Below are 24,612 nucleotides of genomic sequence, written 5' to 3'. Positions count from 1 at the left end.
GGCCCCGGGGAGGCGGAGCGAGGCAGACCCGTCTTCGTCGGCTCGGGCATGTCAGACGTGCTCCGGTGGACACGCGGCGGCGTGGGCCGTCACAGTGGGTGGGTGAGTGAACCCGAGCGCACCCCGGACGGTCGCTACATCGTGGTGAACGGTCGACGCTGGCGCGCGTCCGACCCCGGCATCCCGCCGAAGCTACGGCAAGAACTCGTCGACGAACTGATGGCCGCCCGTCGCCTCGTGCGCACGGACGCCGAGCACGCCCGACCGCGCGTGCAGGAGGCCAAGATCGCTCTCGGCGAGCGGGGCTACGAATGGTGGACTACTCCGTCCGACGACGAACGCGACGTCCGCATCGAAGCGACGATCCGCGCGCTGCTGCGTCATCGCGCCGGCAAGAGCATCTGCCCCAGCGACGTCGCGCGCGTGGTCGGCAACGGCGCGCACGCTGACGTCCATGGCGACGGTATTTCGCAGGCGCGTGGCCACGAGACGGCGACCCGAGTCGGAGGCGAGTCGACCACCACCGGGGGCAGCGATGCGACGAACGGCGATGACGGGTGGCGCGACCTCATGCCCGCCGTCCGCGCCGTGGCGCATCGAATGCGAGCGGCCGGCGAGGTGCTCGTCACCCAGGAGGGCAAGGCCGTCGACGAGACAGCTCGCGGGCCCGTCAGGATCATCTTCGCCGACGGTGGCGCTGACGATGACATTCGTGCTGACGCTGGGGAGCGCCCCTCGTCGTGATGTTCCCCGACATCGCGTCGCTGCCGACGCGATGTCGGGCGAAAATCGCTGACGCTCAGTCTGACGACGGGGCGTATCGCTCGAGATCCGCCGCGACCGTCCCCCGACGCCGCCCTGAGTGCCAGCCTGGCACCACAGGTTGATTTCCACCGTAGATCGCAGCGGGGGGACACCCCACGTCAAGGGCGTCGGGCTGCCGATCTCACTACACGACGTGCGGCAGGACGAACAGCATGAGCATCGACCACGTCAGGTGCGTGACGATCGGCCCCGCGAGCGAGCCCGACTGCTGACGCAGCACGGCGACGACGAAGCCGAGCATCGCCGCGGCGAGTGCGAGCAGCGGAATGCCGGTCAGGGCCGTGACGGCCGTGTAGGCGACCGTCGTCCACAGCACGCGCTTCCTCGGCGACAGCACGCGCCAGAGCCCGCCTCGGTAGAACGCCTCCTCGGCGATGCCGTTGACGGCCGTCGTCAGTGCGACGATCGGCAGGCTGCCCTTGCGGGCATGGTCGAGCAGGTGCGAGACGGGGTCGCGCAGCGCCGGGATGAAGCGCACGAGAAACGCGCCGACGACGAACAACAGCGCCAGCGCGATGCCGATGCCGAACGCCTCGAGCAGTTCGCGTCCGTCAGCGCGCCAGCGCAGCCTGGTCGCGCCGACCCGGCCGGCCGCGAAGATCCCCGCTCCGTAGATGACGGAGACGAGGAACGTCGCCGGGTAGAACAGGGCCTGCCCCGGCTCGAGATTGAGCGACCACGAGAGGGCGACGGCGGCCGCGACGCCCGTCGCGCCGATGATGACCCGCGTCGCCCCGAGACGATGCTCGGGCACGGGATCGGCCCCGGCGTCACGTAGTTCGACGTCGCGTGCCCCTGCGAGCGCGGCGCCGAGGACGTGGCGAGGTGAGCGGTGCGATGTCGCCATCAGCGTCCCGGGTTACGACGGGCGATGACGGCGCTGAGGACGGTGGCGAACCCCGTCCACGCCGCGTACGGCGCGAGCACGACGCCCTTCTCCGGCGACGCCTTGTGCGCGCGGCGCACGAGGTCGGCCGAACTGGCGGCGAGCACCGCAGCCTCCAGCACCGCCGGACGCAGCTTCTTCGCGGCGAAGAACGTGCCGTTCCAGCCGACGTTGAGGGCCAGGTTCGCGGCGAGCGCCGCGATGTACGCGCGCTGTTCCTTGGTGCGGCCCGTCTCGGCGAGGTCGGCGATCGTCAGGCTCGAGATGAGCGCGAGATCGGTGTAGAGCGCGCTCCACACGATCGGGAACGCGGCGGGCGGCGGCTGGATCGCCGGCTTGCGCAGCGTGCGGTACCACGCCGACTTCGGGTCGGTCAGCAGCGAGCCGGCGACGGCGGTCGCGGCGACGGCGGCGGACGTCAGCCCGAGCGTGCGTACCCAGCGCGAGGTGTCGAGGTCCTTCACGGCCGCGCGCACGGCATCCTCGAACGACGTGTGACCGCCCGGAGGTGCGCCGACGAGGTCGTCGAGGTCGCGTTCGTGGACGACGGTGTCGTGCTGCAGGCTGCCGATGAGCGGCGCCGCCAGGCTGCTGGAGACGGGCGTCACGAGGCCGATCCAGTGCCCGGCGAGTCCGGCAGTCGTCACCGGCGCCGTGCCCACGATGCGCGGCAGCCAGCGCTTCGTCGCCTTCGCGTAGCGCTTCATCATGTCGCCGTACGGCATCGGTTCGGGGCCGCCGATGTCGAAGGTGCGGCTGACGTCGGCGGGCAGGTCGGCGGCACCGACGAGATAGTGCACGGCGTCGGCGACGGCGATCGGCTGGATGCGGTTCTTGATCCACTTCGGCGCGATCGCGCCGGGCAGCCGCTCGCTGAGGTTGCGCAGCATGATGAATGACGACGACTCGTCGCCGATGACGACGCCCGCCTGCAGCGCCGCCGTCGGAACGCCGGAGTCGATGAGCACGTGGCCCACCTCGACGCGCGAGCGCAGGTGGTCGGACAACTGCTCGACGTCCTCGTCGTCCGGGTGCAGGCCACCGAGGTAGACGATGCGCGAGACGCCGGCGTCGCGGGCGGCGTCGGCGAACGTCGAGGCCATCTCCTTCTCCTCGGAGACGAAGTCGTCGGACGTGCTCATCGAGTGCAGCAGGTACCAGGCGACGTCGACGTCCTCCATGGCGCGCGCGACGTCGGAGGCCTCGGACGCGTCACCCTCGACGACCTCGACGTGCTCGCCCCACGGCAGCGCACGCACCTTCTTCTCGCTGCGGCTGAGCACGCGCACGCGCCATCCCCGCTCGACGAGTTCAGCGGCCACCTGGCCGCCGACGTATCCGGTGGCCCCGGTGACGAGGGCGAGGCGAGAGGTCATGAAGTCCATCCGTTTAATCGAGCAATGCGCGTGGATCACGTTGGAATTTCAGGATAGTCGTACCTGACGTCGGCGTCAGCGGCGCCGGTCACAGCGGGGTCGCTCAGCGCGGGCGTCAGCTGCGCCGCTCATGCGGGCGCACCTGAGCGCCGCGGTGCGTGGGGAACGGCTCGCCGTCATTCCAGCCTGCCGGCGCCCAGAGGGGGCTGGGCGGCTGCGGCCTAGACTCCTCGACGTGTCCGAACCTCAGGGCGAGCCCTCGCACCAGCCGCTCCGAGTCGAGCGCCGTTGCGCTCGGCTCGAGCGTGTCGCGGCTGGGTTGCTCGTCCTCGGGCTCGTGCTGTGCGTGGGCGCGTACGTCGCGGCGGTGCATGCTCGGGGCGCGTCGTTCTCCTGGCGGCGCGCGATGATCAGCGACCTCGGACGCACGATCTGCCGCGACTGGCACGGATTCTGGGTCTGCTCGCCGCGCGCCGACCTCTTCAACGTCGCCGTCGGCGTCGCAGGAGCCTGCATCCTGGCGGCGGGCGTTCTGACGCGCGATCGACTCGGACGATTCGTGACGGCGGCGCTCGTCTGCCTCGGTGTCGGACTCGTGTGGGTCGCGGTCTTTCCCGCTGACGGAGCCATCGGGGTGCACATGGTGGGCGGCGTGCTCGCGCTGCCTGCGCCGTCCGTCCTGTTGCTCGCACATGGGCTGGTGGGGGTGCGGTCGGCCGGCTCACGAGGGGATCACGAGCGGTTCGCGAGCGAGCGCGAGCCCCGTCACACGCTGACGCGCGTGCTCGGGGCGCTGGGTGCCGTGTCGTCGCTCATGAGTCTCGACCACGTCATGCCGGCGCCGGCGCCCATCCCGCGCGGGGTGGCGGAGGGCATCTCGTTGCTGGCGCTCGCGGTTGCCCTCGTCGTCGTGGCGTTCGACCTGCTGCGACGCCCGCGCGACATCACCGCACCCTGACACACCCCGCCTCCCTCGATGTTGCCCGGGTGTCACGGCGCTCGCGCCCCAAGAATCGGGCAACATCGCGGCCTTGGACGCGCGCCGCGCGACACGAGGAGCAGGGGACTGCGCCTCAACCGCCGAGGCGGCGCAACGTCGGCCAGACGGCGCCCCATCCTCCTCGAGGGTCGGAACATCGCAGCATCGTCGTGCCGTCGAGGCCGAACGAGTCGTGCGGCGCGATGAGCCGCCCGGCGGGGTCGCAGCGCGTGAACGCCGCACGGATACGGTGCTCGTCCCCGCCGACGGCGAGGACGTCACGCGTGCCCCCGCCGCTGCGTGGCGGCCCGAGGCTCCAGAGCGCGTTGTGCCACGAGGCGACGTCGGCACGCGGCACCCCGAGCGCAGGGCCGTACTGATGTGCAGCTCCGGCGAGGGCATACGAATCGGTGACGATGGCCGCACCCGTCGGACGGGCTGTCGCCATCTGAGCGGCGAGTGACGGCCAGTCGGTCTGGTCGCGCTGCATGGGGTCGAGGGCGGAGACGATGGAGAACGCCGGTGACGAAACGGGCGCGATCGGTAGGCAGATGAGGGCTGCGACGACGGCGTTCGCCGTCACGACGATGGGCGCGCGTCGCCACACGTGCTCCTCGTCCGCAGCCGCCCGCGCCCAGCCGACCGCGACAAGCGGCAAGAACACCGCGACCGCGTAGTAGGGCTGCGCTGGGGAGACGAGCGCGAACACAAGGACGATCGCGGCCATGACGGCGAGCACCGGCCCGGTGCGCTGTTGTGGTGGGTCCGGGGCGATGCGTCCGGCGTGACCGTCGTCGATGGAGAATGGAGCGTTCGTGACGCCGCCGAACGCCTTGACGCGGGCGTCGTCAGCGGGAGCGCTGCGCCAGCCGTCCGCCTCGACGTGCCGACCGTCGTCGTGGCCGTCGTCAGCTCCGGGGTGGGCGGCGCGACGACTTCCCGGGCGCCACCACAACCCCCGCCACGCGACCTGGACGAACGGCGGTCCGACGAACACGACGAGCAGCGGCACGACGAGCCACCGGTTGAGCGCGCCATGGCGGGCGACGAGGTCGGCCGAGACGTCGAGCATCGGCACGCCGTGAACGATCTGCGCCCCCACCTGGAACCCGCCGACCGCGACGAGCAACGCGGCGCCGCACCAGGCGTCACGGGTGCGCAGCACCCACCGGGCGCACGCGGCGAGCGCGACGAAGGCCGCGGCGACGAGCACGAGGACGAGCAGCTTGTTCCAACATGCCACCCCAGCCACCGCGCCGGCCCACGTCAGCGCATGGCGACGCCCCGTCAGCGCAGCGACGACACCGAGCACGACGAGCTGCCACGCGAGCAGATCGAGGCTCGCCGTCAGCATGACGTGCCCCATGAGCAGCGGATAGACGGTGAACGCATGCGCCCACGCGGCGATGCGCTGCACCCTCACATCAGCGCCGAGAAGCCGCGGAAACAGCCCCGCGACGAGCGCGCCCGCCCCCGCCGCGAGCGCGGCCGGCAGCCGTTGCACCCACACCGCGTCACTCACCGACGCAGCTGCGTGCGCGAGCCAGACGGTGAGCGGCGGCTGATCGTCGTACCACCACGCGGGCGGCAACATGCGAAAGTACAGCTCGTCGCCGTGAAAACCGTGGCGCGAAGCCGTCGCGAGCAGCACGATCATGACGGCCAGCGCTGCCGGAGCACCGGGGCGACACCACGGTTGCGCCTCGACGAACCGCGCCGACACACGCCACCTCGATGAACTCGACGCGGACAGCGTCACGTCATGCCCCGCCGACGAACTGTTCGATGGCGGCGACGGCCACGCCCGCGCCGTCCTCGGTCGCCACCTGACGTCCGAGATCCGCTGCACGCTCGCGCATTCCAGCACTCATCGCCCCGCGCAGCCGACGCGTCAGCAACCCCGCGGTGAGCAGTCGGCGCGGCAGCGGCGCGGGTGCGAGGTCGAGCGTGTGGAGGCGGTGCGCCCAGTGGTACTGGTCGGCGAAGTGCGGGACGACGACGCTGGGCGCGCCCGCGGCGAGCGCGGTACCCGTCGTCCCCGATCCGCCGTGGTGGACGACGGCGCGCACCTGTGCGAACAGCGCGTGGTGCGGCTCGTCATCGATGCCGACGACGACGCCATCCGCCTCGCGCGGCGCACCGTCGAGCTGAACGAGAGCGCGCACGCCGAGTCGCCGGCACGCCTCGGTGACGACGTCGACGACGCGGCCCGGTGAGTTCTGGTGCATCGAGCCGAATCCGACGGCGATCCACTCGTCGCCGGTGGCGAGCAGCGCCCGGGTGCGCTCCGACAAGTCCTCGTGCGGCGCCTCGCGCCACCACCCCGTGACGACAGTGCGGGAGTCGTCCACTGGCTCGGCGAGCAGCGGGCTGTACGCGTGCAGCGAGCCAAGAGTCGCCGTCGTCAGGCCCGTGGGGTGGGCGGCGCGCAGGTCGAGTCGGCCGTCGGCCCATCCGCCGTCGACGCCCGCGAAGTACGGTTCGACGCGCCGCAGCGCTCCACGCGCGCGACGCCGCACACCGGTGGGCAGCGTCCACGCGTACGGCAGCAGCGGCATCGGCCCGTCGAGCGTGTCGAACTCGGGCCACAGGTGCGCGCGGACGACGGGGACGTCGGCGCGCATCGCCTCGTCGACGGCGGCGATCGCGAAGCTGGAGGCGACGAGGACGTCGGCGCCCGCGAGCGCCTCACGCGTGGTCGGCCCGAACGACTGCAGGAACTCGGCGAACACGTTGCGCGTGCGGTTGAGCGCGCGCAGATCACCACGCCGCAGTGCGGTGCCCGCCGGGCCGGCGAGGAGGGCACCCGGATCGCTCGCCACCGTCACGACGCGCGGGCCGTCCGGCATGACGTGCGCGAGCGACGCGTGGGTGACGACGGTGACGTCGTGCCCACGGGCGACGAGACGCGCGGCGAGCACCCCGAACGGGACGGCGTCGCCGCGGCTGCCGGCGGCGGCGATGACGATCCTCATGCAGCCCGCTCCGACGGGTGAACGCACGGGGTTTCGGTGCTCGCGTCGCGTTCGCGCGGGCGTCGGATTCGCATGGCACACCTTCGAATAGCCGGACGGGTGCCCTCATCGTAGTGCCGCCACAACGGCACGAACGGGCCCGCAGAGTCGCCGCGGCACGGTCGCAAACGCCAACCCCCATGGTCGAATTCCGTGATTTTCCAACGCCTCCGGGGCGCTCGCATCGGCGCGTCGGCGGCTATGCTCGTGGTTCGGACGCGCGAGCAGGTCCCCCTCACCTGCGACCGGCCGGTGGACGTTCACACCCCGCCACCCGTGGAGGCACTCGTGACAGACCCCGAGGCCCTCCTCACGCATGGCTACCGCCAGGCGCGCGACATCACCCGCATGCACGGCACGACGTACTACTGGGGGACGCTGTTCCTGCCGCCGCAGCAGCGCCGCGACGTCTACGGCCTGTACGCCCTGTGCCGCCTGGCCGACGACATCGTCGACGAGCCCGAGAAGGCCACCGGGCACGGCCTCGACGCATCGTTGCCGCCGGGGGAGCGTCTCGCGCAGTTCGAACAGCGCTTCCAGGCCGACCTCGCCGCCGGGCGCAGCGACGACCCGTTGTTCGCCGCCATCGTCGACACCGCCCGGCGTCTCGACCTCGATTCCGGTTGCTACGACCGCTTCTTCGGCGCCATGCAGCTCGATCTCGTCCGCACGTCGTGGGCGTCGTGGCCTCAGCTGCGCGACGAGTACATGGAGGGCTCGGCCGCCGTCATCGGCGAGATGATGCTGCCTGTGCTGCGCCCGCGCTCGCGGGAGGCCGCGTTCGCTCCGGCCCGCGCGCTGGGGCTCGCGTTCCAGCTGACGAACTTCCTGCGCGATGTCGGCGAAGACCTCGAACGCGGTCGCGTCTACCTGCCCGCCGACGAACTCGCCGCGCACGGCGCCGACCCGTGGCTGCGCCGCGTCACCCCGCAGTGGCGCGCGTTCATGGCCGAGCAGATCGCCCGAAACCGCGCGCTGTTCCACGACGCCGAAGCCGGTCTGCCGCACCTGCCGGCCTCGTCGCGACGGTGCGTCGGCGCGGCGCTCGCGATGTACTCACGCATCCTGTGCCTCATCGAGGCGGCCGACTACGACGTGTTCAGCACGCGCCACCGCGTCTCCGCAGCACGCAAGAGCGCCATCGCGGGAGCCGTCGTCGTCACCGGACGCGCCCGAACTGCGGCGCCGGTCGCGCCCTCGTCATCGGCCGCGGCGGACCAGCCGGCCGTGACGTCGTCCGCGTCATGAGCGAGGCGCACCCGACGATGGAGACCGGCTCGACCCACCGCACCCCCTCGCCTACCGAAACTCGCCGAAGGAGCCGCGGATGAGACGCCCGCCCCGCAACCGCGCCGAGCTGCGTGCCGAGATCGCGCGGCGCAACCCGATCCGACGCGTCCCGCAGCCGCCAGAGGAGCAGATCCGCTCGACGTGGCGTCAGGCCGCGGTGCCCCGCATCGAGCGGATGCTGGCGCGCGCCCTCGCCCAGGACGCGGGTGGCTGGCACGTCGCGGCGGCGAGCACGGACGTCGTCGCGGGGCGTTCGACGGTGCGCACGATCCTCGGACGCGAGATCGCGTTGTGGCGCGGCACCGACGGCTCGGCGCTCGCGGGGCCGGGCGCGTGCCCGCACATGGGTGCGCTGCTGGAGAACTGCCACACCGATGACGGCGACGTGCTGTGCCGCTGGCACGGGCTGCGGCTGCCGAGCGAGTGGCCGGGCGAATGGCTCACCTACCCCGCGCACGACGACGGCGTCCTGTTCTGGGTGCGGTTGCCCAGCGACGGCGAGACGCCGAGCGATGCGCCGGTGTTGCCCGCGCGCGCTCCACTCGACGAGGCGCTCGTCGCGGTCTACACGCGTGAAGCGCGCTGCGAGACGTCCGACGTCATCGCGAACCGTCTCGACCCGTGGCACGGGGCCTGGTTCCACCCTTACGCGTTCAGCCACCTCGTCGTCGACGAGGACGCGAGCGACGACGATTGCCTGGTCACCGACGTGACGTTCCGCCTCAACCACACCTACGGCGTTCCGGTGCGCGCGGCGTTCACGTGCGCCGACAGCCGCACGATCACGATGACGATCATCGACGGCGAGGGCGTCGGCAGCACCGTCGAGACCCACGCGACGTGCGTGCAGCCGGCGAGCGCCGAGCAGCCGGCTCGCAGCGTCATTCACGAGGCGACGATCGCGCACTCCGAGCGCCCCGGTTTCCGTGCGGCGCGGGCGTTCGCGCCGCTCATCCGCCCGCTCGTGCTGCGCACGCAGGGCCAGTTGTGGGTCGACGACCTCGAGTACGCGGAGCGTCGCTACGAACTGCGTTCGGGTTTCGCGCGGGACGGGCAGTCGTGACGGCGGCCGACGTCGTGGTGGGGTGGGTGACATGAGCCTGCCTGCGTCCTGGGATCCCTATCAGTACCTGCTGCTCATGGGTGGATGCCTGCTCATCACGCTGCCGCTCGAACTCGTCCTGCGCGCCCGCGTGTACTCGCGCCCGCGACGATTGCTCGCGGCGCTGCTGCCCGTCGTCGTGCTGTTCAGCGTGTGGGACATCGTCGGCATCGTGCGTGATCACTGGTCGTACTCGCCGCGGTTCACGTCGGGATGGGATGTGCCGCTCACCCCGATGCCGATCGAGGAGCTCGTGTTCTTCGTCGTCATCCCGATCTGCGGGTTGCTGACGTACGGAGCCGTCGGGTTCTGCCTGCGCCTGCTCGCCGCGTGGCGCTCGAGCGGGAGCGCGAGAAGTGCTCTCGCCCGGGTCGATTCGGACGGGCGGGCAGGCGAGGGGCGCCATGTGGCGGCTGATGGCTCGTCCGCGCGAGGCGATCATCGCCCGTCGAGGGAGGTGTGACGTGCCCGAGTACACCGTGCTGACCGTCGCGTCGATGATTGGCGTCGTCGCTCTCGAAGGGCGTTGGCGCACCGGCATCTTCACCTCGGCGCGCTACTGGTGCTCGATGGTCATCGTGTTCGCGTTCCAGATCCTCGTCGACGGCTGGCTGACGAAGCTGAGCGACCCGATCGTCCTCTACGGGCGCGATCAGTTCCTCGGCATCCGCTTTCCGTGGGACATTCCGATCGAGGACTTCGGCTTCGGCTTCTCGATGGTGACGCTGACGATCCTGCTGTGGGAACACCACGGCGCCCGCCGGAAGGAGAACGCACGATGAGCGCGACGATCGAGGCCTTCACGGCAGGGCTGCGACGAGTGCCGCAGTGGCGCCCCGGACGTGATGCGGCGGCCGAACGGCATGAGCCTGACGGTCGGGGCGGCCCTGCTGCGTCGAGGGTGCCGCACGCCGCGGCGCCCCACGTCGTCGTCGTGGGTGGTGGGATCGCCGGCATCAGCGCCGCCGTCGGGCTGGCTGAGCGCGGCGTGCGCGTCACGCTGCTCGAGGCGGAGAGCAGCCTGGGAGGCCGAGTGCGCAGCTGGCCCGTCGACGTGCCGACCCCGGGCGCTGACGCGTCGGGCGCCCCGGACGATCGAGCGACGATGAGCCGCGGGTTTCACGCGTTCTTCCGCCAGTACTACAACCTGCGCGCGCTGCTGCGCCGCGTCGACCCGAGCCTCGAATGTCTGCGGCCCGTCGCGGACTACCCGCTACGTCACGCGGACGGTACGCAGGATTCGTTCACGCAGATCGCGACGCGGCCGCCGCTCAACTTCCTGTCATTCGTCGCCCGCAGCCCCTCGTTCGGTCTGCGCGACCTCACGCGCGTCGACGCCGACCGCGCCCTCGACCTGCTCGACGTCGATTTCCCCGCCACGTATTCGCGCTACGACGGGGTGAGCGCCGCCGACGCCCTCGACGCGCTGCGATTCCCCGAACGCATGCGCTCGCTCGCGCTCGAGGTGTTCGCACGCAGCTTCTTCGCCGACCCGCGCGACTTCTCCGCCGGCGAACTCGTCGCCATGTTCCACATGTACTTCCTCGGTTCCGGCGAGGGGCTGCTGTTCGACGTCAGCCGCGACGACTTCGACACGACGATGTGGCGACCGCTGCGCTCCTACCTCGAAGGCCTCGGCGCGCACGCCGTGACGGGTTGTCGCGTCGAGTCGATCGAGCGCGACGGCGAGGGTTTCCGTGTCAGCGCCGGCGCGGCTGCTGCGGGTGCCGACGACGCGAGTCGCGGCCGCATTGACTTCGCCATTGACCGTGACGATGCCCATGGCTCGCTCCGCGCCGACGCCGTCGTCATCGCGACGAGTCGTGACGTGCTGCAGCGTCTCGTCGACGGCACCGACCTCGGCGACGAGGCCTGGCGTGCGTCCGTGCTGACCGGGGAGATGGCGCCTCGTTTCATCGTGCAGCGACTGTGGTTCGACCGCCCCGTCGCGGCGGGCAGCGCGCCGTTCGTCGGCACGGCCGCGTACGGCCATCTCGACAATGTCTCGCTCGTCCACGACCTCGAGGACGGCGCCGCGCAGTGGGCCAAGCGGTGCGGCGGCAGCGTCGTCGAACTGCATGCTTACGCGGTGCCCAACGACGTCACCGATGACGAAGTGCTCGCCGACCTACGACATCAGATCGACCGCCTGCACCCTGAGCTCACCGGGTGCGAGCCGGTGCACGAGGAGGTGCTCGTCGAGGCCGACTGCCCCCTCGCCGGTACGGACGAGTGGGCCGCGCGCCCGGGCGTCGTCACGCCGCAGCCGAAGCTCGTCCTCGCCGGTGACGGCGTGCGCTGCGAGCTGCCCGTCGCGCTCATGGAGCGGGCGGCGACGACCGGTTTCCAGGCCGCGAACGCGTTGCTGCGCCACTGGGGGCTGCCCGGGCACGAGCTGTGGAGCGTGCCGACGCGGGCGCGGTTCCCGCGCTCGCTGCGCGCCGCCCGTGCGGCGCTGCGCCTGCGCGAGCGTGGCCTCGCGACGGTAGGTCGCGATTCGTCAGGGCGTGGCCGATGAGCGGACGGCAGAACGACGTCGCCCTCGACGCCGGACGTTCCGGGCTCGAAGGACTCGGGCGTGAGCGGCGCGCCGCGGGACGCTGCGACACCGAGAGCCGAGATGGAGGACGCCGCAGCGACGCGTGCCGTCTCACCGATGCCGCCAGCTTTCTCGACGCCGTGCAGGCACGCGTGGCCGAGAGCCTTGCCTTCGCGGCCGACGCCGGCGGTGTGGTGACGGCCGGACTGCCCTCGTCAGCGCTGGTCGAGGCATCGTCGCTCGAGACGCTCGTGCGTGATCTTCTCGCAGCCGGCGGCAAACTCGTGCGGCCCCGGCTCGTCCGCCTCGGGTACCTCGCGGCGCGCGAGTGCACCAACCCCGACGACGACCCCGCGACCACCGACGCTGTCGTTCGCGTCGCTGCGGCGTTCGAGTTGTTGCACCTGTTCGGGTTGCTGCAGGACGACGTCATGGATGCCTCCGACACGCGACGCGGCGCTCCGACCGCGCACCGCCAGGTGAGAGCCGCCGCAGCTCAGCCCGACGGCCCCGACGCTGCGCGCCTCGGCGACAGCGTCGCCGTCCTCGCCGGTGATCTCGCGTTCGCGCTCGCGAACCGCCTCGTCCGCGCTCTGCCGGAGCACGTGGCCGACGCGTGGGACGCAGCGGTCGTCGAGCTCGTCACCGGGCAGCGGCTCGACCTCGTCTTCGCCGCCGAGGCACGCCTCGACGAGGTGAGCACACGCCGCGTCGCGCACGCAAAGTCGGGCGCGTACACGGTGCAGCGCCCCCTCGAGATCGGCGCGTTGCTCGCCGGCGAGAGCGCGCCACCGGCGTGGCTGAGCCGATTCGGCGCCGCGCTCGGTGAGGCGTTCGCGCTCGCCGACGACATCATCGGCCTGTGGGGCGAACCCGCCGTCACGGGCAAACCGGCGGGCGAGGATCTGCGCGAACGCAAGCCGACGACCGTCCTCGGCCTCGCCGACTCGGCCCTCGACGGCGAGCTGACGCGACGCCTGGCGCCGGGTCGCGAACCACTCGACGAGGCCGAGACACACGCCTGGTTGCAGCGCCTCGACGCGGCGGGCGTGCGCGCGCAGGCCGTCGCCCGCATTGCCGAGCGCCACGCTGACGCCCTCGATGCTCTCGCGGCGCTGCCGCAGGGCGCGGTGCGTGACGAACTCACGCGTTTCGCGGACGAACTGGCGGTGCGCGATGCGTGAACGTCATCAGGATCATCCAGCACCTCACGCCGACGACTCGAAAGAAGCACCCCCGATGCGCGAGACGCCGATGATCGACGCACCCGACAAGCCAGCGGAAGCGACGTTCGGTGCCGCGCCCGCCGCTCCTACTACGGGTGTGCCGGCCGCGACCGACGACGTCGTCGTCCTGCTCGACGATGACGGCGCCGCGATCGGCACGTGCCCGCGCGCCGAGGTGCACACCCGTGACACGCCGCTGCATCGCGCCTTCTCGAGCTACCTGCTCGACGACGCGGGTCGCCTGCTGCTCACCCGTCGCGCGCTGACGAAGGTCGCGTGGCCGGGTGTGTGGACGAACACCTGTTGCGGGCATCCGCGCCCCGACGAACCCACGCAGGACGCGGTGAGCCGGCGCGTGCGTGAAGAGCTCGGGCTGGATGTGACGCAGTTGCGTGTCGTCCTGCCGAGCTACCGTTACCGCGCGGTCGACGCGTCCGGCATCGTCGAGCACGAGATCTGCCCGGTGCTCGTCGGGCGCATCGACCCGGCGCAGCTCGAACCGCACCCCGACGAGGTATGCGAGTGGGCCTGGATCGCCTGGCCCGACGCGGTCCACCTCGCGCGTCGCACTCCGGCGCTGCTCAGCCCGTGGGCGGCCGAGCAGATCGTGCTGCTCGCCGAGCAGCTGGGGGAGAACGGACTCTCGCCGCTCGCGCTCCCGCACGATGAGACCGCGCACGAGCACACGCAGCATGAAGAACACGAACCCCTCGATGAGAAGGATCTCGCATGAGTCGCGTCGTCGTCATCGGAGCCGGCCTCGCCGGCCTGGCCGCAGCCTGTCATCTGCGCGGCGCCGGGCACGACGTCGTCATCGTCGAGAAGCAGACGCAGGCGGGTGGGCGCGGTATCCGCCTCGAGCGGGACGGGTTCACGTTCGACACCGGCCCGACCGTCCTGACGATGATCGACCTCGTCGACGAAGCCCTCGCGCAGATCGGCGTGGGCGTGCACGATGTGCTCGACCTGACGCTGCTCGACCCCGCCTACCGCGCCTGCTACGCGGACGGTTCGACGATCTTCGTCCGCCACGGCCACGAGGCGATGCGCGAGGAGATCGCGCGCGAGTGCGGCGCGAAGGACGCGGCGGCGTTCGACGACTTCGTCGCGTGGCTGCGGCGGCTGTACGAGGTCGAGATGCCGCACTTCATCGACGCGAACTTCGACTCACCGCTCGACCTGCTGCGCAACCCGGCTGCAGCCGCGCGGCTCGTGAGGCTCGGCGGGTTCCGTCACCTCGGGCCCGTCATCCGCGAGCGCTTCGACGACGAACGCCTGCACCGCATCTTCTCGTTCCAGGCGATGTATGCAGGTCTCGCGCCGGAGAAGGCGCTCGCGCTGTACGCCGTCATCACGTACATGGACTCGATCGAGGGTGTCTGGTTCCCGGCCGGCGGCATGCGCGAGGTGCCCGAGGCGATGGCGCGTGCGCTCGGGCGCACAGGCGTCGAACAGCGCTACGACACGACGGTGACGCGCATCCTCACCCGCGCTGACGGCGCCGTCGCCGGGGTCGAGATGTCCGGCCCGAGTGGTGACGAGCGCCTGCCGTGTGACGCGATCGTCTGCACGACCGACCTGCCCATCGCCTACCGGACGCTGCTCGACGACCTCGAACCGCCGGCCGTCCTGAAGCGTGCGACGTACTCGCCGTCCGCGGTCGTCTGGCACCTCGGGGTCGAGGGTGTGCCGAGCGACGTCGCGCACCACAACATCCACTTCGGCACGGCGTGGGAGGAGTCGTTCGACGATCTGCTCGTGCGCGGCACGCGGATGCAGGATCCGTCGCGGCTCGTCACCATTCCGTCTCGTGACGACGCCACCGCCGCGCCGGAGGGTTGTTCGACGTTGTACGTCCTCGAGCCCGCACCCAACCTCGCCGTCGGGCGTGTCGACTGGGCGGCCGAGCGGCCGCGCATGAAGGAGGAGCTGCTCGCTTTCCTCGATGACGCCGGCTACCCGACGACGATCGTCACCGACGAGTTCGTCGATCCCACCGGCTGGCAGGCGCAGGGTATGGCCGCGGGAACGCCGTTCGCGCTCAGCCACACGTTCCTGCAGACCGGCCCGTTCCGCCCGCCGAACGTCGAACGCCGCCGCCCCGGCGTATTCTTCGCCGGTTCCGGCACCGTGCCGGGTGTCGGCGTGCCGATGGTGCTCGTCAGCGGCAAACTCGCCGCGGCGCGCGTCGAGGCCTACGTCGGGCGCTGACGGTTCGACGCTCAGGCGTCTCAGGGCGCTGGCACGATGACGCGCAGGGCGTCGGGCAGCGCAAGGAACGTCGTCGGCGACGCCTCGAGCAGGTCGCCGTCGGCATAGACATCCCCGACGTGGGGCGTGATGACGCGGATGTCGCGTCCGCGCAGCGCTCGAACACGTACCCCGTCGACATGGGTGCCGCGAAACAGGCGCGGCAGCATCGCCGGGTAGCGCCAGCGTGGGATGTCGGTGACGACGGTGACGTCGAGCAACCCGTCGCTCATCGACGCGTCGGGGTTGACGCGCATCCCGGCGCCGAATCGCCCCGAGTTGCCGATCGCGACGTTCCACCCGGTGAACTCGTGCGTCACCCCGTCGACGACGAGCGTCAACGGTCGCGGCAGCGCGTGCACGAGCGTTCGAGCGCCGCCGTAGGCGTAGACGAGCGAACTCGGCACCGCGCGCGGAGCGTCGTTGGCGTACGTGTTCGCCATCGAGTCGTAGCCGAGCGTCGCCACGCCGAGGAAGACCGTGGCGGTCGACGGGCCGCCGTCGCCGGCCAGTCCGACGTCGAGGCGGCGTTCGCGCGCGACGGCGAGCAGCTGCGCGACGCGTCGCACGTCGCCCGGGCCCGCGAGCGCGCGGACGAGGTCGTGCCCACGCCCCGCGGGCAACGGCGCCATGAGGCAGCCGCTGACGACGGCGCCCGCGGCCACCCGCCCGTAGAGCCCGTCGCCGCCGAGCGTGACGAGCAGGTCGTCGACGCTCGCGTCGGCGGCGACCTGCGACGCGTGGTCCGCCGACCGCGTGACCACGACGTCGACGCGCCAACCGTGCGCGCGCAGGATGTCCGTCACCGGATCGATCATGCGCAGAGTTGCACCCTTGCGCGCAGCCGGGTTGACGACCAAGGTGACGGGCCGCGTCATGAGGCCCCGGCCTCGCACGCGTCGGGGGCGTCGTCGACCGGCGGAACGAGCTTGCCGGGGTTGAGGATTCCGACCGGGTCGAGCTTGTTCTTCACCGCGCGCAGGATGCGCGCGCCGAGCTCGCCCATCTCGTCAGCGGCCCAGGCGCGGTGGTCGGTGCCGACGGCGTGATGGTGCGTGATCGTGCCACCGTGCGCCGCGATGACGTCGCTCGCGGCCGTCTTGACGCGGCGCCACTGGGCGAGCGGGTCGCTCTCCTCGCGGCAGAAGAACGTGTAGTAGAGCGAGGCGCCGCCGTCGTAGAGGTGCGAGACGTGGCACTGGACGACGGCGTGCGGGCCGACCTCGGCACTACTGATCGCATCGCGCACCGCGCGGTAGAGCGTCGGCAGGTTCGCCCACGTCGTCGCCGTCTCGAGCGTCTCGACGAAGATGCCGCGATCCATGAGGTGGTCGCGCTGGTAGGGCCCGCGGAAGCGGTGGCTGATCCAGTGCTCGGCGATCGCCGCGGGCGCACGTCGCGCACCCGACGCGCGCAGCACGCGGTGCGCCTGTCGCCGGCGCCGACGCAGGGTGGTGCGGTCGGTGTCCTCCCAGCGCAGCACCCCGAACGACGGCTCGCGGGCGCCGCGCGCGGCGAAGGTCGCCATCGCCGCGAGCCCTTGCGCCGACTGGGCCAGGATCGTGCGTGATTCCTCACCGTCGGAGAGGCGGCTGACGTCCGGCATGACGCCGTGGCCGAGATCCTGCGCGAGCGCCCGGAACGCGTCGAACCCGTCGGTGAACGAGTCGAACGCCCAGGTCTAGTAAGCGAACTCGGTCGGTCCCTCGTGCAGCTGCAGCGTCATCTCGGTGATGACGCCGAGCGTGCCCTCGCTGCCGATGAGTACGTCGATGAGCTTCGGCCCGGCGGCCGTCGCCGAGCTGGGAGTGCGCCCGCCGAGCGTCAGCTCGCCCTCGGGCGTGGCGAGGGTGACGGCGACGACGTTCTGCTCGAACCGTCCGTACCCGGAGGACGCTTGCCCGGAGCTGCGCGTCACGAGATATCCGCCGAGCGTTGCCTGCTCGTAGCTCTGCGGGAAGTGTCGGCATGTCGATGCTCGTCTCGCCCCTGACGGGCACCGTCCTCGCCGCCGCGCCGTCCGGACGCTCCGGCCTGGCGAGCGGCATCAACAACGCCGTCTCGCGTACGGCCGGCCTCGTCGCCGTCGCGGCCCTGCCGATGCTCGTCGGTCTCGTCGGCAGCGCCTATCAGGACGGCGAAAGCGTGGCCGAGGCGTTCGGCACCGCCATGTGGTGGTGTGTCGGCTCGGTCCTGCTGGGCGCGATGGCCACCGCCGTCGGCCTGGAGAGCGACGTCAGGCGTCGAGCATCTTCGTCAGCAGAGCACGCAGGAGTTCCTGCTCATCACCCGTGAGGTGGCGAGTGAGCTCGTGGGTCTGCTCCGCGCGGACCGCGCCGATCTCCTGGCGTAGCGCGCGCCCGGCGTCCGTCAGCGTCAACGCCGTGGCGCGCCGGTCGCTGGGGGAGGGGTGACGTTCGACGAGCCCGCGCTCCTCGAGGGCGTCGACGACCTCCGTCGCCGAGCGTGCCGAGATGTCGAGTCGTGCCGCGATCGACGAGGGGCGCACCTCGCCGTCGCCGGAAAGCCGCTCGATCATGGCGAGCGCTCGCGACAGCTGGGGCGTGATGCCATACGGCTCGAGCGAGTCGAGATGGGCTCGGCGCATCCGGCGGGCCGTGAGAGCCAGAAGGCTCGCGAGGTCCGACTCGTGCGTCGGCCGGGAATGAATCGCCATGGCACGATTGTTACATCCCCGGATAGTGAGGCAACCTCACTAAAGCCGAAAGGACGTGATCACCACGACCAGCCAACCGAACCCCCACGGCCCGGGCCCCGGCCACGGCGCCGGCCGCTCCGGCATGCGCGTGAGCAAGGCTGACATCGCCCAGCTCGACGCCCACCCCGTCTCCATGCGCCGCATCACGCGGCTCTTCGCGCCGCACCGCGTGTCCATGGCCGTCGTGCTCGCGATCATCGTCGTCAGCGCCGTCATCGCGCTCGCGCCGCCGTTCCTCACCAAGCACCTCATCGACGACGCCATTCCGCACCAGGACGTGCCGCTGTTGCTCACGCTCGTCGGCGGCATCCTGGCCGTCACGATCGTCACGCAGCTTCTCGGCGTCGTGCAGACCTGGCTCGCCACGCGCACCGGCCAGCGCGTCATGCACACGCTGCGCACCGACCTGTTCTCCCACCTGCAGCGCCAGCCCCTCGGGTTCTTCACCCGCACGCGCGGCGGCGAGCTGCAGAGCCGCCTGACCAACGACATCAACGGCATGCAGGGCGTCGTCACGGACGCCGCCACGTCGATCGCGAGCAACGTGACGACCGTCATCGGCACCGCGATCGCGATGGCCGTGCTCAGCTGGAGGTTTTCGCTCATCAGCCTCGTCGTCCTGCCGCCGGCCATCTGGCTGACGCGCCGCGTCGCGCGTCTGCGACGCGCGGTTCAGTCGAAGGCGCAGGGAACGCTCGCCGACATGCAGACCCAGATCGAGGAGGGCCTGTCCATCAGCGGTGTCGTGCTCGCCAAGACGATGGGCGCGGGCCCGCAGCTCAGCACCCGCTTCACGCGCTCGTCCGCGACGCTCACCGAACTCGAACTCCAGGCCCAGATGGCCGGACGCTGGCGCATGGGCACGATGTCGATCATCTTCGCCGTCATCCCTGCACTCATCTACCTCGCGGCCGGCCTCCCCGCCACGGGTGGTGGCATGACGATCGGAACGCTCGTGGCCTTCACCGGTCTGCAGTCCGCGCTCTTCCGCCCGCTCATGGGCGTGCTCAACGTCGGCATCCAGCTGACGACGAGCAAGGCGCTGTTCAGCCGCATCTTCGAGTACCTCGACATGCCCGTGGCCATCGCCGACCCGGCCGAGCCGGTTCGCCTCGAGCCTGACGCCGTGCGCGGCGAGGTGCGCTTCGACCACGTCACTCTGCGCTACCCCGGCGCTGACCGACCCGCGCTCGACGACGTCGACCTCACCGTGCCTGCCGGCTCCAACGTGGCCGTCGTCGGCGCCACCGGCTCGGGCAAGTCCACGCTGGCGGCACTCGTCAGCCGGTTGCACGACCCCGACGCGGGCAGCGTGCGGATCGACGGCGTCGACCTGCGCGACATGACGCTCGCCGACGTGAGCGACCTCGTCGGTGTCGTCGTCCAGGAGCCCTACCTGCTCCACGCGACCATCGCCGAGAACCTGCACTACGCCAAGCCCGACGCCACGGACGACGAGATCGTCGCCGCCGCGAAAGCCGCCGCCATCCACGACGTCGTCGCCGGTCTGCCCGGCGGGTACGACACCGTCGTCGGCGCTCGCGGACACCGTTTCTCCGGCGGCGAGAAGCAACGCCTGGCGCTGGCGCGCACTCTGCTGCGCAACCCGCCGATCCTCGTCCTCGACGAGGCGACGAGTGCGCTCGACACCCGTACGGAACGCTCCGTCCAGGACGCTCTGGAGCGCCTGAGCGCGGGCCGCACGACCCTGACGATCGCCCACCGTCTCTCCACCGTCCGCGATGCCGACCGCATCGTCGTCATGGACGCGGGACGGATCGTCGAGGCCGGCACGCATGCCGAACTTCTCGCCCGTGGTGGGCGCTACGCGGAACTCGTTGCGGCAGCCGACCACGAGGAGCTGGCAGCCTGAGGCCGAACGGGTGCCGCCCGTCGCTGTGCGGTCATGCACTGTTCACGTTTGCGGGCGTCGCGCATGAGCCTCGGGGAGGCGGCGCGTGTTAGCGTGATGGTGGTTGCTTTGCAGTACCTCGGTTTTTCCTGTTGTTTCAACCTCAGGCGCCTATGGCATGCACATCAGCCTGAGTTTCAAAAGTTGAAGCTCAACGCAACACGATAGATAGAGGGATTTCCCATGGCACAGGGCACTGTGAAGTGGTTCAACGCTGAAAAGGGCTTCGGCTTCATCGAGCAGGACGGCGGCGGCGCTGACGTCTTCGTTCACTACTCGGCCATCCAGACCAACGGCTACCGCTCGCTCGACGAGGGTCAGCGCGTCGAGTTCGAGATCACGCAGGGCGACAAGGGCCCGCAGGCCTCGAACGTCACCTCTGCCTGATATCAGGTAGACCTCACGAAGGCCCCAGCCGGTTCGGCTGGGGCCTTCGTCGTGCCGGATATCTCGTCACTTCGGGATCAGCTGTGGAGCGTCCTCGTCGAGGTCGTGCGATCAGCAGGTGGAGGTCGTGTCGCTCACAGGCTCCTCGGTGGTCGAGGTGCTCGTCGAGGGCGTGGTCGAGCTGGACGTCGACGTCTTCTTCGGTGCGGGCTTCTTCGTGGCCTTCGGACGCTCCAAGCCCTTCTTCACGAGCGAGCGCACCTTGTCGTAGTCCGGGTTGCTGTCGCTGATGATCGGGTAGGCCAGATTGACGCTCTTCATCTGGCCCTTCTTCATCGTGTTGGCCAGATCAGCGAGGTCGGGGAGCTGGTCCTGGGGGAGGTCGAGGAGGATGTTCTCCTTGGCCACCTTCATGATGTCGGGGAAGCGCTGGACCATCTGGAACGGGTTGGTCTGGCTGACCAGAGCGTTGACCATGCAGCGCTGACGGCGCATGCGGTCACCGTCGCCCGTCTCGACCCGGCTGCGCGCGTACCAGAGGGCCTGCTGACCGTCGAGGTGCTGCTCACCCTCGGGGATGCGCCCGGTGATCCCCGTCTTCACGCCGTTGACGATCTTGCCGCCGATGGCGATCCCGCCGGGCGGAATCGTCATGTCCACGCCGCCCATGGCATCGACGAGATCCTGGAAACCCTCGAGGTTGATGACGGTGGAGTAGTCGATCTCGAGGCCGGTGATCTCCGTGACGACATCGCGTGTCGAGTTGAGGCCGGCGTACTGCTGACCCTTGAACAGCTCGGGGTGCTGCACGGTGGCCTCGGTCCACACGGCATCCATGATGCACTGCTCGCTCGCGCCACGGTCCGGGCAGGTGAATCCGTCCGGGTAGAGGTCGTGCAGCGGGTTGGACGTGGGGAACGGCACCTTCTGCCAGTTGCGCGGGATGCTGATGAGGGTCGTGTCGCCGGTCTTCGTGTCGACGGAGGCGACCATGACGGAGTCGGTACGCACCTCGAAGCGATCCTTGCCCGCATCCGAACCGACGAGGAGGAAATTGACACGTTCGTGCCGCTTGAACGCGTTCTCCTTCGCGCTCTGGCCGCCGCCGTTCTTGATGAAGATCGAACCGAAGGCGTCCTGCGTCACCGTGACGTACCGGACTGCCTCAGCGGCAGGGAGCGTGACCGCGAGGCACATGAGCGCGGTGAAGCCCTTGAAGACGGTCTCGCCGCGGCGCGACCACGCCGTCATGTGTGTCGTGCGCGCCGTGAGCACGATCGAGAACAGCCACAGCAGGATCGCGCCGATCGTGACGGCGAGGGCGATCTTGAGGCCCTTCGCCGTGAGCACGTTCGCCGCACCGGTGATGAGCCCACCACCGACGAGCACGACGGCCAACGTGAGGAGTGCGAGCAACGTGAACGCCGCCAGCAGAATGCCCAGGCGGCGGCGGCGCGTCCACACCAGCCCCAGCCCCGGCAACAGCGTGCTCAGGAAGGTCAACGACAAGCTGCGGCGCAACGACGCCCGACGGCGCTGACGCTCACCCGAGCGAGTTGCCTCACGGAGCCCCTCCGGCCCCGAATGGCTCGCGTACGAGTCGTGCGTCATGTGAAGATCCCCAATAGCTGACCGCCCGTCGGAGCCACCGGCCCGGCGAACTTGAAAAGTGCTGCTCACCATGATGAAGGACGAACCTGGGAAAGTCTCAATCCGGTGACGATCAGGTTCTGAGAGTTCGCTGGAGGTGCTGCGCTGGTGTGTCGCGCCTCGGTCTCGTTCCCTGAGGCGGAGGGAGCCATCGTCCGGGCGCGGGCTCGCTTCGCTCGCGGGCGCCCGGACTCCTCCCAAATCCCCGTGCTTTCATCAGCGAATGTGAAGGGCCCCTCCCCAGGGCGACTTCGTCGCCCTGGGGAGGGGCCCTTCACATTCGCTGGCGGAGGCGGAGGGATTTGAACCCTCGATGGGGCTATAAACCCCAAACCCGCTTAGCAGGCGGGCGCCATAGACCGGACTAGGCGACGCCTCCTCCACGAGCAGTAAGCACTGCAAGCCCTGAAAGGGTATCGGACAGCCCGGCGCACACCAAACCGCGCCGTCACAGGGGGCTTCGGTCGCTCAGCGCGTGAAGATTCGGCGGAAGACGACGAAGCGCACGACCGTCGCGATCGCGTTGCCGATCGTCACCGTCACCGTGTCCCAGAAGGTGCCCGCGTTCGGCCACAGGTGGTGCTCCAGCGCGAGCGCGCCCGTTGTCACCGCGAGCGTGACCGCGAGGATCGCGAGGCTCTGGACGTGGGCGGCCTTGCCGCCCGAGTGCCCCGCCGCGTCGAACGTGAATCGCTGGTTCACCCACGTGTTGAGGACCGTGCACACGAGCAGCGCCGTCACGTTCGCGAGGTGGTGGTTCATGCGCATGTCGAGGAGCATGAAGAGCAGCGTGTAGAGAACCGTCGAGCCCACGCCGACGAGCGCGAAGCGCATGGCGTGCGACACGGTGCCCCGTTCGCCGGCTTGGGTTTCCGGCGCCGCAGACGGGTTCGTCGCGGCGGCGAGCGCCTCGTTCTCGTTCATCGTCACCTCCGGGTGTCGTCCGACATCATGCTCCGGCTGCCTCGGGTGACGCGAGTCGGCCCCTCGGTTCGATGGGCAGACGCACGGTGAACCGGGTGTTCCCGGGTTCGCTCTCGACGCTCACCGTGCCGTGGTGCGCGGTGACGACGGCGTGCACGATCGACAGGCCCAGACCAGTCGAGCCCTCGGTGCGCGTGCGCGCGACGTCCCCGCGGGTGAAGCGTTCGAAGAGGTGCGGCGTGAACTCGGCGGGGATTCCGGGGCCGTTGTCGGTGACGCTGACGATCACGTCGTCGCCCTCGCGCGCGAGCCCGGCCGTCACGACCGTCCCCGGCGGCGTGTGACGGCGCGCGTTGGCGAGCAGGTTGATGACGACCTGACGCAGACGCGCCTCGTCGCCGACGACTTCGGGCACCTCGTCGAGGTCCTCCGGGAGGTCGAGGTGCCAGACGTGGTCGGGCCCGGCCGCGTGGAGGTCGCTCAGGCTCTCGACGACGATGCGGGTGAGGTCGACAGGTTCGCGCTCGAGTTCGCGGCCGGCGTCGAGACGGGCCAGCAGGAGCAGGTCCTCGACGAGCGTCGTCATCCGCCCGGCTTCGGATTCGATGCGCCCGAGAGCGTGGGTCACGGACGGCGGGACAGGCTCGGTCTCGCGGCGCGACAACTCGGCGTAGCCACAGATCGAGGCGAGGGGAGTGCGCAGCTCATGGCTCGCGTCGGCCACGAACTGGCGCACCTGCATCTCGCTCCCCTCGCGAGCGTCGAGGGCGGAGTCGACGTGGTCGAGCAGGTTGTTGAGCGCCAGGCCGACGGTGCCGACCTCGGTGCGCGGGTCGGTGTCGACCGTCGGCACGCGCTCGTCGGTGCGTGCGTCGCCGCGTCCGAGGGGCATCTCCGAGACTCGTTCGGCGGTGGCCGCGACCCGGCGCAACGGACGCAGGTTGCTGCGCACGAGCAGGAAGCTCGCGCCGCCCACGGCGACGAGGCCGAGCAGACCCATGAGCGCGATGTTCCGGGCGAGTTCACCGACGTTCCGGTCGATGGGTTCGAGCGGCATGCCGACGATGGTGACGTCGCCGTTCGAGCGCGAGACGGCGACGAGGCGGTAGGTGTCGAGGCCGCCGCCGACGTCGACGGTCTGAGGGGCGGTGCCGAGCGAACTGTTCCACAGCGTCAGAACCTGGGCCTTCGACAGCGTCGAGATCGAGCCGGGCGTCAGGACGACGTTCTCGCTCGTGCGGATCGTGTTCGCGGTGGAGGAGGCGTCGATCGTCAGGCGCAGCATGCTGCCGCCGAGCCCGGGCGCGGCGCGGTGGTAGCCGTCGGTGTGACCGGGGGCGTCGCCCTCACCGGGGCCGTCGAGGGAGCGCTGTGCGTCGGCGAGTTGGGCGTCCACCTGCGTCATGAGCGAGTTGCGGGTGGTGAGGACGGTCGCCGCGCCGATGATCGCGATGATGACGACGAAGAGGGTGACGATCGAGGTGAGCAGCTTCGTGCGCAGCGGCCACCGGGCGGGATTGAACACGGGGCGGC

At 70.6% G+C, this 24,612-nt stretch carries 23 protein-coding genes, 1 tRNA gene and 1 pseudogene; 13 read left to right on the top strand and 12 right to left on the bottom strand.

The genetic code is table 11. The features are described 5' to 3' along the window. The first annotated feature begins 102 nt into the window (after positions 1-102). Entirely contained in the window at positions 103-744 is a 642-nt protein-coding gene (locus tag H7F30_RS01125; protein ID WP_255464914.1) for a DUF3253 domain-containing protein, read from the top strand. A gap of 205 nt (positions 745-949) precedes the next feature. Here the strand turns inward: H7F30_RS01125 and H7F30_RS01120 are convergent, their stop codons facing one another. Beyond that, positions 950-1,672 (bottom strand): CPBP family intramembrane glutamic endopeptidase, encoded by a 723-nt coding sequence (locus tag H7F30_RS01120; protein ID WP_187036197.1) that lies wholly within the window; start codon positions 1,670-1,672, stop codon positions 950-952. Then, the gene (locus H7F30_RS01115) at positions 1,672-3,087 is read right to left on the bottom strand and encodes a tryptophan-rich sensory protein (RefSeq protein WP_187036196.1); all 1,416 of its coding nucleotides are present in this window, start codon (positions 3,085-3,087) and stop codon (positions 1,672-1,674) included. The genes H7F30_RS01120 and H7F30_RS01115 overlap by 1 nt, the downstream gene beginning before the upstream one ends. A 235-nt stretch (positions 3,088-3,322) precedes the next feature. On the opposite strand from H7F30_RS01115, the gene H7F30_RS01110 reads away from it, so the two are divergent. After that, positions 3,323-4,045, top strand: a complete 723-nt coding sequence (locus tag H7F30_RS01110; protein WP_187036194.1) for a DUF998 domain-containing protein — start codon at positions 3,323-3,325, stop codon at positions 4,043-4,045. 115 nt (positions 4,046-4,160) lie between these two features. Here H7F30_RS01110 and H7F30_RS01105 read toward each other — a convergent pair whose 3' ends face one another. Both H7F30_RS01105 and H7F30_RS01100 read right to left on the bottom strand, forming a co-directional pair. After that, on the bottom strand, positions 4,161-5,789 hold the full coding sequence (locus tag H7F30_RS01105) for a glycosyltransferase family 39 protein (protein WP_187036192.1): 1,629 nt from the start codon (positions 5,787-5,789) through the stop codon (positions 4,161-4,163). 37 nt (positions 5,790-5,826) lie between these two features. Then, the gene (locus tag H7F30_RS01100) at positions 5,827-7,041 is read right to left on the bottom strand and encodes a glycosyltransferase (RefSeq protein WP_187036189.1); all 1,215 of its coding nucleotides are present in this window, start codon (positions 7,039-7,041) and stop codon (positions 5,827-5,829) included. Between the two features lie 327 nt (positions 7,042-7,368). Between H7F30_RS01100 and H7F30_RS01095 the strand changes: the two genes are divergently transcribed. From H7F30_RS01095 to crtI, 8 genes are all read left to right on the top strand, one after another. Beyond that, positions 7,369-8,328, top strand: a complete 960-nt coding sequence (locus H7F30_RS01095; protein ID WP_187036187.1) for a phytoene/squalene synthase family protein — start codon at positions 7,369-7,371, stop codon at positions 8,326-8,328. A gap of 79 nt (positions 8,329-8,407) precedes the next feature. Then, positions 8,408-9,433: a DUF5914 domain-containing protein gene (locus tag H7F30_RS01090; protein ID WP_187036185.1), complete on the top strand. Its 1,026-nt coding sequence runs from the start codon at positions 8,408-8,410 to the stop codon at positions 9,431-9,433. 31 nt (positions 9,434-9,464) lie between these two features. After that, positions 9,465-9,935 (top strand): lycopene cyclase domain-containing protein, encoded by a 471-nt coding sequence (locus H7F30_RS01085; protein ID WP_187036183.1) that lies wholly within the window; start codon positions 9,465-9,467, stop codon positions 9,933-9,935. Position 9,936: 1 nt separating this feature from the next. Then, entirely contained in the window at positions 9,937-10,254 is a 318-nt protein-coding gene (locus H7F30_RS01080) for a lycopene cyclase domain-containing protein (protein WP_006946675.1), read from the top strand. After that, positions 10,251-11,990 carry an FAD-dependent oxidoreductase gene (locus tag H7F30_RS01075; RefSeq protein WP_187036181.1) on the top strand — a complete coding sequence of 580 codons (1,740 nt, stop codon included), beginning with the start codon at positions 10,251-10,253 and terminating at the stop codon, positions 11,988-11,990. The genes H7F30_RS01080 and H7F30_RS01075 overlap by 4 nt, the downstream gene beginning before the upstream one ends. Beyond that, a complete protein-coding gene (locus H7F30_RS01070; RefSeq protein ID WP_187036179.1) occupies positions 11,987-13,195 on the top strand; it encodes a polyprenyl synthetase family protein in 1,209 nt (402 codons plus the stop codon). The genes H7F30_RS01075 and H7F30_RS01070 overlap by 4 nt, the downstream gene beginning before the upstream one ends. A 55-nt stretch (positions 13,196-13,250) precedes the next feature. Next, complete coding sequence (gene idi, locus H7F30_RS01065) at positions 13,251-13,970, top strand: isopentenyl-diphosphate Delta-isomerase (RefSeq protein ID WP_225910977.1); 720 nt, start codon at positions 13,251-13,253, stop codon at positions 13,968-13,970. Beyond that, positions 13,967-15,448 carry a phytoene desaturase family protein gene (crtI, locus tag H7F30_RS01060; RefSeq protein ID WP_187036177.1) on the top strand — a complete coding sequence of 494 codons (1,482 nt, stop codon included), beginning with the start codon at positions 13,967-13,969 and terminating at the stop codon, positions 15,446-15,448. Before idi ends, crtI begins: the two co-directional genes overlap by 4 nt. Positions 15,449-15,468: 20 nt before the next feature. Here the strand turns inward: crtI and H7F30_RS01055 are convergent, their stop codons facing one another. From H7F30_RS01055 to H7F30_RS01045, 3 genes and pseudogenes are all read right to left on the bottom strand, one after another. After that, positions 15,469-16,365: a diacylglycerol kinase family protein gene (locus H7F30_RS01055; RefSeq protein ID WP_129663924.1), complete on the bottom strand. Its 897-nt coding sequence runs from the start codon at positions 16,363-16,365 to the stop codon at positions 15,469-15,471. Further along, positions 16,362-17,153 (bottom strand): annotated as a pseudogene (locus H7F30_RS01050) (FAD-linked oxidase C-terminal domain-containing protein); the annotation flags it as partial. The gene H7F30_RS01055 and the pseudogene H7F30_RS01050, both read right to left, overlap by 4 nt. A gap of 15 nt (positions 17,154-17,168) precedes the next feature. Further along, positions 17,169-17,405 carry an FAD-binding oxidoreductase gene (locus tag H7F30_RS01045; RefSeq protein ID WP_129663928.1) on the bottom strand — a complete coding sequence of 79 codons (237 nt, stop codon included), beginning with the start codon at positions 17,403-17,405 and terminating at the stop codon, positions 17,169-17,171. Positions 17,406-17,455: 50 nt separating this feature from the next. Between H7F30_RS01045 and H7F30_RS01040 the strand changes: the two genes are divergently transcribed. After that, a complete protein-coding gene (locus H7F30_RS01040; protein ID WP_129663930.1) occupies positions 17,456-17,782 on the top strand; it encodes a hypothetical protein in 327 nt (108 codons plus the stop codon). On the opposite strand, the gene H7F30_RS01035 is transcribed toward H7F30_RS01040, so the two are convergent. After that, entirely contained in the window at positions 17,724-18,164 is a 441-nt protein-coding gene (locus tag H7F30_RS01035) for a MarR family winged helix-turn-helix transcriptional regulator (protein WP_129663932.1), read from the bottom strand. The genes H7F30_RS01040 and H7F30_RS01035 overlap by 59 nt on opposite strands. A gap of 124 nt (positions 18,165-18,288) precedes the next feature. Between H7F30_RS01035 and H7F30_RS01030 the strand changes: the two genes are divergently transcribed. After that, entirely contained in the window at positions 18,289-20,079 is a 1,791-nt protein-coding gene (locus H7F30_RS01030) for an ABC transporter ATP-binding protein (protein WP_129664358.1), read from the top strand. Positions 20,080-20,301: 222 nt separating this feature from the next. After that, positions 20,302-20,505 carry a cold-shock protein gene (locus H7F30_RS01025; RefSeq protein ID WP_047310585.1) on the top strand — a complete coding sequence of 68 codons (204 nt, stop codon included), beginning with the start codon at positions 20,302-20,304 and terminating at the stop codon, positions 20,503-20,505. Between the two features lie 111 nt (positions 20,506-20,616). Here H7F30_RS01025 and H7F30_RS01020 read toward each other — a convergent pair whose 3' ends face one another. The 4 genes from H7F30_RS01020 to H7F30_RS01005 form a co-directional block, all read right to left on the bottom strand. Continuing rightward, positions 20,617-22,116, bottom strand: a complete 1,500-nt coding sequence (locus H7F30_RS01020; protein WP_052946789.1) for an LCP family protein — start codon at positions 22,114-22,116, stop codon at positions 20,617-20,619. Positions 22,117-22,439: 323 nt separating this feature from the next. Further along, positions 22,440-22,534, bottom strand: a tRNA-Ser gene (locus H7F30_RS01015). 89 nt (positions 22,535-22,623) lie between these two features. Next, on the bottom strand, positions 22,624-23,079 hold the full coding sequence (locus H7F30_RS01010) for a GtrA family protein (RefSeq protein ID WP_129663934.1): 456 nt from the start codon (positions 23,077-23,079) through the stop codon (positions 22,624-22,626). 25 nt (positions 23,080-23,104) lie between these two features. Continuing rightward, positions 23,105-24,604: a cell wall metabolism sensor histidine kinase WalK gene (locus H7F30_RS01005; RefSeq protein ID WP_129663936.1), complete on the bottom strand. Its 1,500-nt coding sequence runs from the start codon at positions 24,602-24,604 to the stop codon at positions 23,105-23,107. Positions 24,605-24,612: the final 8 nt, after the last annotated feature.

The organism is Dermacoccus sp. PAMC28757 (genome assembly GCF_014302635.1).
In the GTDB taxonomy this organism is placed as follows: domain Bacteria; phylum Actinomycetota; class Actinomycetes; order Actinomycetales; family Dermatophilaceae; genus Dermacoccus; species Dermacoccus abyssi.
This window is presented reverse-complemented; position numbering and strand designations above follow the sequence as displayed.